This window comes from Chitinophaga polysaccharea (assembly GCF_902150045.1).
GTDB classification, from domain to species: domain Bacteria; phylum Bacteroidota; class Bacteroidia; order Chitinophagales; family Chitinophagaceae; genus Chitinophaga; species Chitinophaga polysaccharea_A.
In genome coordinates this window covers 2783094-2798982 of the sequence record NZ_CABFVU010000001.1, presented here as the reverse complement: position 1 = coordinate 2798982, position 15889 = coordinate 2783094, and the positions used below count along the sequence as shown (strand labels likewise).

14 protein-coding genes are annotated in these 15889 nt (G+C 37.9%); 1 reads left to right on the top strand and 13 read right to left on the bottom strand.

Annotated elements, in window-relative coordinates:
* The 13 genes from FN124_RS11490 to FN124_RS11430 form a co-directional block, all read right to left on the bottom strand.
* Positions 1-1230: a glycosyltransferase family 4 protein gene (locus FN124_RS11490; protein ID WP_142684860.1), complete on the bottom strand. Its 1230-nt coding sequence runs from the start codon at positions 1228-1230 to the stop codon at positions 1-3.
* Positions 1227-2210 (bottom strand): hypothetical protein, encoded by a 984-nt coding sequence (locus FN124_RS11485; protein WP_142684859.1) that lies wholly within the window; start codon positions 2208-2210, stop codon positions 1227-1229. The genes FN124_RS11490 and FN124_RS11485 overlap by 4 nt, the downstream gene beginning before the upstream one ends.
* Positions 2211-3230: a hypothetical protein gene (locus tag FN124_RS11480; protein ID WP_142684858.1), complete on the bottom strand. Its 1020-nt coding sequence runs from the start codon at positions 3228-3230 to the stop codon at positions 2211-2213. It abuts the gene before it with no gap.
* Positions 3227-4666 (bottom strand): lipopolysaccharide biosynthesis protein, encoded by a 1440-nt coding sequence (locus FN124_RS11475; RefSeq protein ID WP_142684857.1) that lies wholly within the window; start codon positions 4664-4666, stop codon positions 3227-3229. The genes FN124_RS11480 and FN124_RS11475 overlap by 4 nt, the downstream gene beginning before the upstream one ends.
* Positions 4667-4684: 18 nt before the next feature.
* Positions 4685-5713: a hypothetical protein gene (locus tag FN124_RS11470; protein ID WP_142684856.1), complete on the bottom strand. Its 1029-nt coding sequence runs from the start codon at positions 5711-5713 to the stop codon at positions 4685-4687.
* Between the two features lie 131 nt (positions 5714-5844).
* Positions 5845-6843, bottom strand: a complete 999-nt coding sequence (locus FN124_RS11465) for a hypothetical protein (protein ID WP_142684855.1) — start codon at positions 6841-6843, stop codon at positions 5845-5847.
* A 131-nt stretch (positions 6844-6974) separates the two neighbouring features.
* Entirely contained in the window at positions 6975-7688 is a 714-nt protein-coding gene (pseF, locus tag FN124_RS11460) for a pseudaminic acid cytidylyltransferase (RefSeq protein ID WP_142684854.1), read from the bottom strand.
* Positions 7681-8217 (bottom strand): GNAT family N-acetyltransferase, encoded by a 537-nt coding sequence (locus tag FN124_RS11455; RefSeq protein ID WP_142684853.1) that lies wholly within the window; start codon positions 8215-8217, stop codon positions 7681-7683. The genes pseF and FN124_RS11455 overlap by 8 nt, the downstream gene beginning before the upstream one ends.
* Positions 8214-9284: an N-acetylneuraminate synthase family protein gene (locus FN124_RS11450; protein ID WP_142684852.1), complete on the bottom strand. Its 1071-nt coding sequence runs from the start codon at positions 9282-9284 to the stop codon at positions 8214-8216. The genes FN124_RS11455 and FN124_RS11450 overlap by 4 nt, the downstream gene beginning before the upstream one ends.
* Positions 9268-10161, bottom strand: coding sequence for a dTDP-4-dehydrorhamnose reductase family protein (locus tag FN124_RS11445; protein ID WP_142684851.1), 894 nt, complete (start codon positions 10159-10161; stop codon positions 9268-9270). The genes FN124_RS11450 and FN124_RS11445 overlap by 17 nt, the downstream gene beginning before the upstream one ends.
* Positions 10162-10172: 11 nt before the next feature.
* On the bottom strand, positions 10173-11189 hold the full coding sequence (pseB, locus tag FN124_RS11440; protein ID WP_142684850.1) for a UDP-N-acetylglucosamine 4,6-dehydratase (inverting): 1017 nt from the start codon (positions 11187-11189) through the stop codon (positions 10173-10175).
* A 49-nt stretch (positions 11190-11238) separates the two neighbouring features.
* On the bottom strand, positions 11239-12291 hold the full coding sequence (locus FN124_RS11435; RefSeq protein WP_142684849.1) for a lipopolysaccharide biosynthesis protein: 1053 nt from the start codon (positions 12289-12291) through the stop codon (positions 11239-11241).
* Positions 12292-12342: 51 nt separating this feature from the next.
* Complete coding sequence (locus tag FN124_RS11430; protein ID WP_142684848.1) at positions 12343-14811, bottom strand: SLBB domain-containing protein; 2469 nt, start codon at positions 14809-14811, stop codon at positions 12343-12345.
* Between the two features lie 542 nt (positions 14812-15353).
* Between FN124_RS11430 and FN124_RS11425 the strand changes: the two genes are divergently transcribed.
* Positions 15354-15854, top strand: a complete 501-nt coding sequence (locus FN124_RS11425) for an RNA polymerase sigma factor (RefSeq protein ID WP_142684847.1) — start codon at positions 15354-15356, stop codon at positions 15852-15854.
* Positions 15855-15889 lie beyond the last annotated feature (35 nt).

The following is a 15889-nucleotide window of genomic DNA, read 5'->3' as shown; positions in this document are numbered from 1 at the left end:
TTATTTTGTCAAAATAGCATTATATAATTGCTGATACCTGGTCGCAACTTTTATAATTTCAAAAGTATTGACAATTTCATCTCTACAATTTCCTGCGTACTCTGCATACCGCACTGAATCAGAAGTTAGTAAAATAATACTTTGAATCATTTCTTTAATTTCAAACGGTTTGATAAGAGCCCCAGTAAGACCGGGCTTTATGAGATCCCCTATTCCACCAACATTAAAAGCCACACAAGGCACTCCACAACTCATTGCTTCCATAATCGTATTTGGCAGGTTCTCACTTTTTGATGTAGAAACAAAGATATCTGCTGCGTTGTAAATGACAGAAAGAGTTATTTCATCTACCACTTTACCCAGAAAAATAATATCTGCATTAAAATTGTCATTTCCTTCAGGCTTATCTCCCCCAAAGACAACCAGTTGAAAATCTTTATGGTTTCGTTTAAGTTCGATTGCCACCTCCTCGAAATAGGCATATCCTTTATTAGGATCTGCAGTAGCACCCGATGCACCAAAAAGAATAATTTTCTTGTTTACAGGAAGGTTTAAGATCTCCCTTGCGATTTCCTTTGGAAAAGGCTTAAACACGGAGGTATTAACACCGTTCGGAATATGTTCTGTGCGATAATGCTGTAGTAATGCACTTTCCCGGGCTTTGTCAAACAACCATTTGCTAGGTGTAACTATCACAATTTTCTGTTGCTGATCGTAAACCTTCTTCTTTCTGTTCCAAATCCGTTTTGTAATATCGTTTGGATCAAGAGACTTCAATAACGGACATTGTCCGCAACCACTCTGATATCGCTCACAATCATATGGAAGGTGACAGCCGCCAGTGAACGCCCAGCTATCATGTAAGGTCCAAATTACCGGTTTTTCGAGTGTCTGAATATTTTTCAGGCTTATAAAACCGTCATTTACCCAGTGTAGATTTAGAATATCCCCCTTCACAGAATGAATAGCACCATTATTCAACCAGTTAACACTAAAATAACTGCTCCTTCCAGAATATCGACGCAGGGGATATCTGTCTATATGGGGACGAACTAATGCCTTTAATTTATTAGTGTAAGTTGGGGGAGTAATTGTTGTTCCTTCGCCGGATGAAATCTGAACAACTAGATGCGAATCAATACCAATCTTTTTAAGCCCGGTATTCAATCTTACTGCAGCCTTTGCGGCCCCTCCATCTTTGTCATATGTGTTGATTTGTGTTACTCTCAAGACACTTTGTTTTTATTAACTAAAGCATTCCATCTTCTTAAAAACGGTAAAGCGTTACACACAACTCGCCCTTTGATGGAATTATAATATGACTCTGCTTCATTGATACATTCCATGACCTCAGTACTGCTAAGAATAGGGTTTCCCATGTAATTATTAAACATCTCTCTTTGCGAGGCATTCATAGACTTATCAGTAACCCTAAATGTCTTTTTCACCTCCTCTATATATTTATTCCCATAAAAGCCCTTGTCTATTTGCAAAGCAAATTCGTATTCAACACTAACTTCATCAAGATAAAAAAAACGGCAATGGGCAGCAAGCGAATAAAAAAGATTTGAACCAATAGTATTACTACTGGTATATTCAAATGATGTGCATAAATGATAAAGCCTGAAAAGGAATTTGGGATCATACATATGTCCAGCTGAAACCACTTCAAATCCGGCCTTCTCAAATGGTATATGATAACCGTGATGATAGTCCTTCCAATAAACGCATATTTTTACGGGTTGAAATTCCGGACCCAACTTCTTTAATTTGGTTATTATATCGGAGAAATCTGGTTTAACTGTAATATGATGACTTGAATGCGACAAAAAGAACAGCGTTCCACTACGTTTGGATGTGGGAAGATCTTTCAACATCTCACAAACATACAAGAATGGCGAATTTCCTTTGATAACTTTCTTAGGTACTGCTTTCAGGTATGCTGGCAGCCGATGTTGAGAGTAATTAAAAATAGTGGGGATCTTAATGTATTTTTCGTAGTCGCTTACTTTATCAGAAAAAACAATACCGTGAGGTATTATCATTTTAAGTGGATAGTCAATGTCAATACCAGCATACAACTTCAGCACTTTATCAAGACCATAGAAAGCATTCCAGTGACACAACTCGGAAGTTTTTAGTTCTCTGTCTTTACATAAAAGCTCCAGATCATTTTGCTCATCTAATGCCTGTTCCTTGGTATAATACATTTACATTACAATTTTTTTCCTTTTTATTACTATCTGCATCTGATCGTTTGTTTGGGTATAATAACTCACCCACAATACCGAATCTCGTAACACAAGCCCTGGATATCCTGTATCGCCACCCGAAGGAAGTTCTTCAAATGATTTAAAGGTCAAGTTTCTTGGATCAAATTCTGTCAAATATGACTTATAATAATTTTTCATTGATCCGGCAGCAAGTATAAGGTTTCCATTTGGCAATAACACCATATTAGGCCCCCTGACAGGATATTGCAGTTTTGTCCAATCCCACTTGGCAAAAGGATATTTTGATTTGCCAAAATAGGCCCCATTTGCACAGTCATCTCTCAAACACACATATGCTACCGAATCTTCATTAATAACAAGGCTAGCTTCAGATGGACAACCTTTGTTAAAAATATCAGCGCCTTTTACTTCATACCTCAAAAAACCCGAATCTGAACTAAAGAACAAAACCAGTTTAGGCTTTTGTGAACCACCTTTTTTATATAAATATCCAATTGAGTAATTAATATTTTTAAATTTAGTATAACGCCAGAGCCAGTAATCAGTAATTCCAACTGAGTGAGGCTTTCCTATGCCGGTTTTATTTAACTTCCAAACAAAATTATATTTCTTATCCAAAGTATCTCTTGCAAACCCTGCCAAAGACAACTTTCCTTCATTGTCAACAAAAAATTTCGGATCTCTTAAATCTAAGTAAGGAACCGAAACTGTCCCAATGGTGTTCCATGATAGACCATCAGGAGAAATTAGTATTCTAAAAATGCCGTCATAACTGGTATGACTACTTCCTTCCCGAAAAGCGCAGTAAAATTGATTCTCAAACTGCATTAAGTCGGTGAATGCACTATGCACTCCTTTTTTACTCCAGATGACCTTTAACAGATCAGCGTTTGGGTCCACTGGTATTACAGGATTCTCTAAGCCATTTTCTTTCTTACAACCAAATAATACTAAGGCACAAAATATAACTTGGGCTAAAACAAAATTATGTTTCATATATTTCTAGGTTGGGATATAGATTCCCTATAGGTAAATAAACTAATCAAAATTAAAGCACTACCGGCAAACAAGTTATAAAGCATTAGGTATCCAGCAACATTGTAGTAAAAATAGTAATAAAACAACACAATAGTTAATGCAACGGATGCTGGTAAAAAAGATTTTTTCATTGGATACTTTATGTCATATTTAATTTCAAAATAATACGACAATAAAAACTGTGAAAATTTAAGCACCACTAGTGCAGCTGCAATACCTAACAATTCAAATCTGACAGCCACTATTTTTAAAAAAGCGTAGACGAGAATCATACTGACAGTGTTTATAATGGGCAATAGTCTGGTTTTCTTTTCAAAAAATATGTTAAAAGAATAGACTATGTAATAGGCCCTTCCCACCGAGGCTAGTAGTAATAGTGGAATGTACAAGACAGCACCTTGATAGGATGAACTTGTAATTAGCTTGAGAAACGGGGACATGAAAATAAAAATCAACCCCATCAAGACAAATTCAGCTAATAATAATATATCAAAATATCGACCAACATATGTTTGTTTTCCATCCTGCAGGAAACCTTCAGAAGACAGTAGCTTATTATAAATCATCGGTGTTACTGCGTTCCATATAGAGAGGAGTATAATTTCGACGGGGGCAATCAGCGTTCGTGCGAGATTATAAATTCCCAGTTCAGAAAGAGAATAAGTACTGTTAATAAAAAAACGATCCATGGTATCGGATATGTTTCCTATTATATTATACAGCACTACTGGCGCTGAATAAATAAACAGCGCCTTGATGATGTCTTTATCGAATTTAAACTTAATGGAATATTGCCTGGCAAACCATATAAAGAGAATGATCATGGACAGGAAAAGTCCAACAAAACGCCCCCGCACATTTCCGGTAGCTCCGGCATTCATCAATACAACTCCAGTTACAATACCGGCAATTGATAGGAAAAAAGGGACTATTGTAATTATAATCGCGGCCTTGAGATCTTCCTTAATTCTAAAATACTGGAGCAATAGCTGGTTAAATGATAGAGAAATACTGCTTCCTAAAACAAAATAGCCATATTTTTTGAGCGAAAGATTTCCTCTGAATACATATTCAAATACTCTTTCACCAAACAAAGAGAGTACTAGGAATAATATTGCAATAATCAAAAATGAGGAGAAAAAAGTATTCATCAATAAATCTATCTCCTTTCCTTTCGCCTTATAATCATTAAAAAATCTAAAGATCGCTGTATTAAAACCAAAAACGACAAAGAGTATAAAATAATTCTCTGCAATATAAGCAAAACCTACAACACCATAATCTGTGGTAGTTAAATGCCGGGTATATAATGGCAATAATAAGAATGAAGCAATTAATGGTACAAACCCCAGAATTGTATAAACGGATACTGCTTTAATAAGCTTAAAATTCATCTGTTTCTAATCCTTCTTTTATTTTTTTTTGAAGTTGGCCACTCTAATTTCACTCTTACCGTTATTAATTGCATAATAGCTTATATAATAGCGATTAGCCCTTTGAACGATTCCGGGATATCCTGTTTCCTGGGCATCTGTTAGTGTAATACTTTTCAATTTCTTGTTTTTATCCAGGTCATATAACCAAACCTTCGTTTGTCCGTCTATCCGCCCTGCTACCAATAAAGTATCTTGTCCCTCAGGAAGTATATTAGGTCCGCCAATGCCTTTTATGGGCAACTCTTTCCATGCTGAGGTATCACTGTCGCCAGCACCAATGAGAGAGGGCCCTGTTTCCCGACGGATTATAACAAATGGATTTCCTTTGTTATTGAATTTAATTGTTCCTTCGGTTGGAATATCAGGCAAATCATAGTTCTTTTCAATATTCATATTGTTCAGGCTGGTGCCGGAAAGGAGAAATATTTTTGATTTGCTGTCTGTATAAAATTGATAGGCAAGACCATAGTACTTCCCATTATAATAAGTAGGTCGCCATAACCAAAGTCTGTTGCCCTTAACATCAGGCAGATTAAATTTAATAGGGGATGACCATTTTCCAGACGCGTCCAGACTTATATAATAATTATCTGCATCTATACTAGATGGAGATTTATAAGATTTCATACCAAAGGTTGTAATAAATAGACCAGGCTTACTTCCGGTAGGAATAATCAGAAACTTTGGATCGCGAAAATCAGTTCCTTCGTTATGGATTTTTTGCTGGACTTTCCAACTATTTCCATTCTTACTTTTCATAATTACCAGATAACTATTTTTTAATGCTTCTGGAGAAACTACATGTACTGGTGCTTCACGGAAAACCAGATAAAAATACCCTTTATAATAGGTAAGATCTGTAAAAGCACAGTGCTGATCTGAACTATACGCTATCACAGTTGATACTTTCCCGAAAGTACTATCTTGTGCACGGCCGTTGGTTGTCCTCAATAGTAAACAAATAGCTATTGCCAGGAACATTACATTTTTAATGCATCTTTTCATAAAGAAAAAGTTAAAGAACGGTTAACTATTAAATCATTACTTAGTGAAACGGTTTCCTAATCTTTACACTAGCAAAAAAACGGCCGAAAAATGAAAGTATTCTCGGAAGTTAGTTTTTCTGGTGAGAGTCATTATCCGGTGATTTTATAAGAACAAAGATAAATAGCATATTGGCCAGATTTAACCCTAGTATAATACGATATATATAACTTATTATTGTGATAAAATAGCCCGGGATAACCTGTATCTTTTTCAGATGGTAAATCTGTCAATTTAACTAATTTCTTCTCAGCTTCATCCAGCTTATATAAGGAAGTCCGTATTGTCGGGTCATAAGTTCGACCTGCAACATAAATGCTACCAGCGATATTTATTATACTGGGAGATTCAAGGATAATATTAAAGCTGCTCCAGGCGATGCTATCATAGGGGAATTGGGATATGCCCAACCAGGTTTTCCTATCATCGCAATCTCTCCTCGCAAAAATCATCATTGTATCGTTATACTTAAATAAAAAGGAAGCCTCGGTTGGACAGCCTTTGCCAGCGATATTTCTCCTTACAAGTTGAAACTTTGGAAATGTTGGTTTACGGGCTGAGTAAAGAGACATCTCGCTGGAAGTACGGGCAGGATTAAATCCATAGGCAATTGAATATAAAACTTGCCCATTTCTTCTTATGCTCCATAACCAATCATCTGAAACATCAGTGAAGACAGCATTTCCCCACTTATGCACAGAACTATCGTAGTGCCATATCAGGTTATCCAGCTTTGTGTTTTTTGCCCCAGCATTAATTAATAGTTCATCATCTAAGCCTATCAAAAACTTAGGATCCCTCAAATCACTACCCGGGATAACTAAAATCGTATCTGTGGTCCAATGTACCGCATCTGCTGAAACTAAAACACGGAGCTTGCCATCGTTTGTAGAATGTCCTGTACCTTCCCTAAAAACACAATACCAATTATCATGAAACTTGATAATATCCGTAAATGCCAAATAGTTACTTGCAGACCATATAGTTCTTATTTCCAATTTCGTCATATCAATCTCAAGATCCGAGCCGGACTTTCTACAACCTTGAAACAGGATTATAATAGCAAAAACTACCAACAACGAGCGCATCATAGAAGGGGATATTAGCGATTATTAGATAGCAGACCTAACATCTTTAAATGTTTAATAACATCGAATCTTAAAATAATTTCAAATTGGAGTTTCGGAAGCACAACTAATTAAACCATCATACCATAAAATCACTACTGTTGCGGTGCTATAGAATTCTGCGAAGTTCTCAATTGATACTTCAATTCGGCCAACCGCCAATCACTTAAATTGTCTATATCCTGCGCTTCCATATCATCCAGCAGTATCCCTCCAACCTTACCCAACATGTAATTCCCCGTTTCCCGGAATTTGTTAATTTCGAAAAAATAAAACTGACCAGCATCATGATAAGCAATTGGAAGATCTTGGGATCTTGCATTCAGATTCTCGGGCCAGATCATTGACAAATCACCTTCTTCATTTTGCTTCAGGGCTCTCCAGATGGGGTAACTGAAACTCAGAATCGGAATAACACAAGTTAAATCGCTTTGTATAAGCTTATTGTAAGCTCGTTTTAATACCTCTCCATTAACTAACGGGGCACAGGGATATATACAACAAGCATATTCGAACTCCCTTCCCTCCCCGGCATAATCCTCAATTACTTCTGTAAGAACTGCAGCCGTAGTAGCATAGTCATTCGAATTCAATTCACTTCTGCGGAAAGGAACTTTCGCTCCATACTGCAAAGCTACTTCCGCTATTTTATCGTCGTCGGTTGAAACCATTACGTCATCAAACAACCCACTTTCTATTGCGGCCTTAATAGAATAGGCAATAATAGGTTTACCTAAAAAATCCTTTATATTTTTGCCTGGAATTCTTTTACTTCCACCTCTGGCAGTTATTATAGCAACATTAGCCATTCAAATACTCGTTTCTTAATAATGAAATGATAAATGAATTGTAGTACCTTCCATCTTCATAACAGTTCTCACGCAATATACCATCCTTTTTAAATCCGAATTCTTCAGTAAAGAATTTAATCTTTTTTTCATCAAATTCGTACAACTCCATCCAGATCTTATTAAGATTCAAGTTCTTAAATCCATAATCAATCAGCAATTGCGCAGCATCTTTTGCCAATCCTTCATTGTCTATATATTTTTCCCCATCACCTATATAGAATGAAAAATCTGCTGACCTTGTTATCCAGCTTATATACAATAATCCACAAGCTCCAATTGGAGCACTATCCACTAAGCTTTCTATGATAAACATATAATCGTTCTGACTAGACATAGTGCGATTGTACCAGCCTTCCTGGTTAAACATGGATAGTTCCCTATGTTCCCTGAAGTTTCTTCTGAAAGAGGGGATATTCCTCCAATCTCTCAGCAATACCAAGTCCTCGCGTTCAACGGCTCTCAATCCCGTTTTAGATCCAATTATCATAAAATGTCGTTTAATGCAATATGCTCACCTTGTTGAAGATCTCTGTTTAAAACTTTTCCATGCAGTTTATCCGCCTGATAAGGTTTAAAAGCATCTTCCGGACATGGTCTAAGCGCGTCAAACATTTCTGCGGTCAAAACTGTTCCTTTTTCAATCTTATTCTTAGCTCGTAAGCTGCGTTGCTGTACAATGCGGGATTGTTGCTCATTAGGCTCAATTCTTTTCACCCCATCGCCAAGTGAATGGAAGATTTCATTGGAAAGGTCCACCATTTGCCGCCAGGTAACAGGATTCATTGCAAATTTATGGTCAGGTCCAGTTCTTTCATTATCATCAGTAAAATGTTTCTCTATTATTCTTGCCCCCAATGCAACAGCCCCTGCTGTGGTTGCCGCCCCCAATGTATGATCAGAAAGGCCTAACAAAACATCCGGATACTTTAATGCAAAAGTTTTCAATACATTCAAGTTTACATACTTATATTTATCCGGATCAACAGTGTAATTGGTGTTACATTGCATCAGGCAAATATCAACATTACATGATTGCAGAATTGCCATTGCCCTTTCGACATCCTCCATGTCCGCTGCTCCTGAAGCAATCAAAACCGGTTTTCCCTTGCTACCAATATGCCGGATAATTTCCGGCCATGTAATATCACCCGAGCCTATTTTATATACGTTAACATAGGGGTCAATATGGTCCACAGACTCAAAATCATAAGGGCTGGTAAAGTATTCTATTCCAACTTCATCACACTTGCTTTTCAATACAGGTGTCCAGTCCTGGCTAATGCTTGCGTCTTCATATACTTCATACACACTTTTTTTCCATCCACTTTGATGGGAAAGTTTCCCTTGAAGATTCTCAAAACCGAACTTACTAACAATTTTAGACGCTTTAAAATTCTGGAACTTAGCTGCATCTGCACCAGCTTCCTTTGCAAGTTCAATCAGTTTTAACGCTCTTTCGATACTGCCATCATGATTAGCCCCAATATCTGCAATAAAATAAGGGAGGTGATTGTAACCAATTGTTCTGTTACCGATTTTAAAGTCGTTGATCATGCAAATGCCTTTTAAAATGTGTATAAAGTAAGTTTAAATCTGTTTGTATGTCTGGTATGTTAAACTCTTGCAGAGAAGCTGCTTTTTCAACCGACAAAGTAGTATTAAATGGTCGCCTGATTGTACACGATTCTTCCATTCGGGCTTCCTGTACCAGTGAAGAAGGAAATCCTCCTAAATCAGCTATTTTTTTGATAAAATCATATTTGGATAGCCCAGTTCTACATCCTAGATTCAGCAACCCAGTTATTTTACTTTCCAGCAACGTCGAGATTATTTGTGCCAACGTGCCTACATACAACGGATTAAAAAAAACATTGGAATATCCCTGAATTTGCTTGCCTGCCTGCAAGTTTTTCCACGCCCATTCAAATAGCGAATTACCTAGCGGATCTTTAAATCCAAAAATATTATTTCTCAGCACGAGCGAAGAGTGGCAGGAGTTCAAAAATGCCTCTTCACCCAATGCTTTAGTAAATGCATAATAGTTCAATGGATCTACATAATCTTCCTCCTTATAATTTCCCTTTGTTCCATTAAAAACAGAATCGGTAGAAATATATAGACTCCTTTCGATGAAGGCACATTGGCAGATGACTCTTCCTGCTTGCACGTGAAGCTTATAGGTGTAATCCTTATCACTTTCACAGGAATTCAAATTTACGTTTGCGGCACAATGAACGACATGCGAAGGACGCAGTTCTTCCAACAATGACCGAAAACCAGCGATATCAGACAAATCGCAAATCAATTGATTCGGATTATTAGCAGTCCTTCCTACTGAATAAACGGTATAACGGTCATTATTCAAAAGTTCCTTCACCACGTATCTTCCCAGCATACCAGATGCACCAGTAATCAAAATTTTCTTAGTCAAACCATTTTATTTTACGCTTCAAAAGTTGGATCTACATGGTCTTTCACCAAAGCTCTGATTTCTTCAACAGAGAGCCATTCTGTATTTTGCCCGGAATTATACTGAAAACCTTCTTCTACCTTAACCGCATTAAATTGTTTAATAAAATCATTCAAATCCCATCTTGCCACCTGTGGAAGAATAGCATAATAAGTACCTAGATCATAAGTAGTGTAAGAGTCGGACGATGTAATCATCTCTTCGTGAATTTTCTCACCAGGACGTATACCAATAACTTCCTTTTTACATTCAGGGCCAATTGCCTCTGCGACATCCGTAACTTTATACGATGGAATCTTTGGCACAAATAGTTCTCCTCCCCATGCAGTTTCCAAAGCATGCAAGACCATTTGGACCCCTTCATCCAGAGATATATTAAAGCGGGTCATTTTCTCATCAGTAATCGGCAATGCACCTTCTTTTCTCTTCTTGAGGAAGAAAGGAATAACCGAACCGTTTGATCCCATCACGTTGCCATATCTAACCACAGAAAATTTAATAGGGTTATAACCTCGAATATTATTTGCTGCAATAAAAAGCTTATCCGAAGCTAGCTTGGTTGCGCCATACAGGTTAATTGGAGCTGCAGCTTTATCCGTAGACAGGGCGACCACTTTTTCAACTTCGGTTTCAAGGCAGGCGTTGATGATGTTTTCCGCCCCAATAATATTGGTCTTAATACATTCGCTGGGATTATACTCGGCAATTGGTACATGTTTCATTGCTGCAGCATGTATCACATAATCAATTCCTTTTAACGCTCGCTTTACCCTCTCAAAATCCCTAACATCGCCGATAAAAAAACGTATCATTGGGTATTGGCTGATAGGATAATCCTGTGCCATCTGAAATTGCTTCTGCTCATCCCTTGAAAATATCACCAACCTTCTAATATTGGGCCATTTCTTCAAGACCGTTTTTGTGAAGGCTTTTCCAAACGATCCAGTTCCTCCGGTTATCAGTATACTTTTGTTATTTAAATCCAGCATATGAATATGATTTTTGCAATCGTAAATTTTTGACAGTACAGTTCTCGGGTCATCCCAATATATCTCTATAGGTTTTTCTCAGAATAAGCGAGGCGATAACTAAAACTCCTCCTATTAATCCACCAAATACGATGCCTTTTAATTTGCCTAATCGTATCTTTTCAAGTGGGAGTATAGGAGAATCTACTACCTGTATCACAGGTGTTTCCTGCGCCATTGCTATTTTACTGAGTTCAAGATTTTTAACAACTTCTGCATACATTGTTTGCAGTATAAATTTATCCCGCATGGCAAATTCAGCTGAAACACCAGCTGCCAACTTAGCCGGGTTTTGGTTAATATCCTGAATACTGGCAGCAGAATAAGTTTTGCGATTCAATAAAATTTCAATTGAGTCTGCTTGCAACTGAAGTTTATCCACACTAATTTGATTTCTCCGGGTCTTCGTGTCTATGTAAAAATCGGTAGCTTCTTTCACCAGCACTTCTGCGAAATGTTTAGAAAACACCTCATGCTTAGATATACACTGCACAGATATGAAATTGAGTTTTTTGTCAGGACGTGTAACCTGAAGATTCCCTTTGATAATTCGTTTAAAAAGATCCTGCAAAATACTATCTTGTTGGCGACTAAAAGTCCGATGATCTGCATTCAATGGAAAGAAGACATTCTCTAAGCCTTTGCCTTTCCACGATTCCCTCAATTTATTAAACCCGATATAGCATTCAGCCATTGTCATTTCCTTACCTTCAACAATTATACTTGAAAGTAATGTACTTTGAATCATCATTCTGGATTTCAGGAATTCGAGTATATTGTCTCCCTGAAACAGGCCATTACCTGCACCACCACCACTAAGATCTATTCCAAATTGACTTGCAAGGCCCGAATAAGCGCCTAACAAACTAGATTGATTACCTTCTTCCAGCACAAAAGTTAATTCACCTTTGTATTTGGGATCTGTATTTAACGAAATCGTAAGGCCCAGAGCCCCACCAATTAAGCCAACTATTATTATTAGAAGCTTTTTGCTCCACAAAAATTTAATCCATTCCTCGACCTTCAGGAGCAGATTTCTTAGGGAAGTATCATCGTTTTGCAAGGGCCAGTCGTTTTTATTTTACGCAAAAAATAAACATAGTTAAACAATTTTCTACTTAACTCTCGTGAGAATAGTTACAATAATTAACGCAAGTGAAGCTATGCCACTACTTAATCCAATTATCTCCTGACCTGTCAGACCTTTCCGGTCCTTTTTACTCGGAATATATACTTCGGACCCTGGTTTCACCCTGGGATACCTATTAAAGAACAATACCTTCCTGGTACTTTTCACCTCACCGTTAGGATAAACAACGTAGCTACGTCTCTTCAAAGCTGAAGATGTATATCCCCCTGCACCTCTTATATAATCTCTGAAAGCATATCCGTTATCGTAACGAATCTTCTTGGGAAAATAAACTTCTCCAAACATCTGAACAGTCTGTAGCCTCTTCGGTATTTTCAGCACATCTCCCTCTTCTAACAGAATATCGTACTTTGATCCGGGTTTCTTAACAACATCATCCAGGTTAATACCAAGCAACTGGTATTTTCGTTCAATCATATTTTTAACACTGGTAATGCTTGAGCTATCCTCCAACTTATTATAAAATAATTCTAATTTATTGTTCAACAAAGCGCTATCTGAACTATTGATGTAAGTCCTCCGAAGCAGCACGGCTCCTTCAGGGAAAGCCTCTGGTTTAAGTCCGCCAGATCTTCTGATCAGATCTGAAATATGCTCTCCTTTATTAACAATAGTATACTGCCCGGGATATACCACCTCTCCCTCAACAGAAATATTAGCCTGCTCGCTATAGGCTGGTGATTTGCGGATAATAATCTCATCAAACGGCTCCAATAATACCTGCTCTCCTGCAATGCTACTCAGATCAGCGCTAATATCAAACTGCCTTATAATCGCTTTGGCGCTATCCTTACTATTATAATCTCCTTTTCTTATTCTTCTTGATACCTCCACATGCTTTAAAGAAGCTGCATCCCTAAGACCGCCGGCAAGCAATACCAGATCCTCCAGCCGCATACTATCTGCATATGGGAATGCGCCGGGCCTGTTTACTTCACCCCCTATAGTAACTGAATACTGTTGCCTCAGATCCAGTTTAGAAAACACAATCACGCTGTCTTCCTTCTTAACCGGAATATTAGATTTTCCATTGATAACATCCTGCACGTTAAAACTGATAATAGCTGGGGTAAAATCATCCTGCAAACGACGTATAATTCCCCGATTTAATGAAGCCTCTTCCCTTACCCCATCTGCTTTCTTAATCAGATCGGCCACCGTCATGCCCTGTTCCATTCCATAGTTCCCGGGATGGAAAACAGCACCGCTTATAGTAACACGGTTACTGAACCGGTTCAAAATAGAATCCACAAAAAACTGATCACCGGATTTAAGCTTAAATGTAGCAATCTGATCAGCAGGTACATTAATTACTTCCCTCTCTTTACTATTGATACGGTATCCGGTTATATTGTCTTTAAAAGATCCGTCTGTATATCCCCCTGCGTAATCCAGTATATTCTGTAACGTCTCATTGTCCTTAGCCTCAAATATTGCCGGGCGCTTTACTTCCCCTATTAATTCAACCCTCGTTTTATAGGGGTTTACCTTAACAATGTCCTGATCCTGTAATACAATATTATTGGTAAGATCTCCCTTTGTAAGAAAATCGTACAAGTCAAACGTAGTGGCGATGCTGCCATTGCGGATCACCTGGATGTTCCGGAATGAGCCATTATCGTCTGGCCCTCCCGATACATACAAAGCGTTGGCCACTGTTGCCAGCGATGGTAGCGTATAGGTACCGGGCTGTTGAATCTCTCCTATCAATAATACCCTTATGCTCCGGATGTTGCCCAATGATACCTGTACAAAGGTTTTACCACTGGAGATAGTTGAATATATAGATGATAATTGCTTGGTAATTCTGGTTTTAGCCTCATCCATTGTCAATCCGTTCACATACACCGGCCCGAGGTTTGGAATACGGATATACCCTTCCGAAGTAACAGTTAATTTATATTGCACCTCTGAATAACCATACACATCAATCATGACCTGGTCATCCGCTGCCAGTTTATAATTGGAAGGAGTAGGTATTCGTAGGTTGGGTTCAAACGTCAGGTTCTTATTAGTAAACAACTCGGCCCCAAATATTTTCTTCCGTTTTATGTCAGATGTATTTGCATTTTGCCGGAACAAATCGACACTGCTGGTATCGGAATCATTAAATGATCTACCCGAATATTGAGTGTCCTGCTGAAACATTTCATTACTCTTCTTTTTTTCCAGTGACTTGTCCAGTCCCATTGCCTGTATCCTCGTCTTCAGCTTCTCAGCTTCACTTGCCGGTATACCCTTCTGTTCCGCATATGAATCAATGTCATCCATAGACATGTTATTCTGCCTCATTTCAGCCACAATACGCCTGATCTGATCATCCGATAAATTATCTACGTTAACTTGCTTTATCTGAGCTGGGGACGGCACCTGCGCCATTACACAAAAACCTATAAACAGGAACAGTTGGACCAGCAATAATTTTCTTAACATGTATAATAGGATCTAAAACTTTCTCGAATACCTTTTTGGAAAACAACTTCACCGGCAAAATCGACAGACTTTGCCAAATAAGGTGCAAATCTATTAAAAATACTATATAAATGTTAGTTCCGGCAGAATTCCTAACACTTTTAACCTGAAATCCTTATGAGCTGTCTGATAAACGTTTAAACATCTTACTAAGCATCGGGCACAACCTACTGCAAATTTATCTCCAGCTTTCTGCTACTTTCTAATTTTAAGTTATTTATAATATGTAAATATTATTAATACAATAGAGAAATCTATTTTTCCATCATTTACGTTAATTATAGTGAGAGTCACCTGTGTTTACCTGTTATATTATATAAAATTTGGATCATTACTTAAACTACCACCTGTTTTATCGATCTAAGTACTGGCATACAACAAATTGCTTGAGAATCAATTGAAAACAACGGAAAAAGTCATGTTTGAACCGCCTCCGGGCATCCTTAGAAAACGTCTTTTACCCCCTTTTCTGTTTAAATTAGTTATGGCAAAACTTAAACATTATGTCATCTGTTGAATTTAACACCTTGCTTATCGGAAATGCTGATTTCCTGAAACCCTTTGCTTTTACCCTCACCAAAGACACCGAACAGGCAAAAGATCTTTACCAGGAAACCCTTTTCAGAGCCCTGTCCAACCGGGAAAAATACCTGGAAGGCACAAACATCCGCGCATGGCTGTTCACCATCATGCGAAATATCTTTATAAATCATTACCGGAAAAAACTGAAACATCGCACTGTCGCAGAACCCAGCGCCAGCGAATTTTTCATAAACCACCAGCAGAATATAGTCAGCAATAAAGCGGCCTCTAACTTACAAATGAAAGATATCCATATAGCAGTGTATCACCTGCCGGGCATCTTCAAAAAACCCTTTATGCTCTATTATGAAGGCTACAAATACTTCGAAATTGCAAATATGCTGAAGGAACCACTGGGCACCATCAAAAGCAGGATACATTTTGCCCGGAAGATCCTCAAATCACAGGTTCCCAGGCAATAATCCCTTTTACAATAAAAATACCCACTATTATCCGG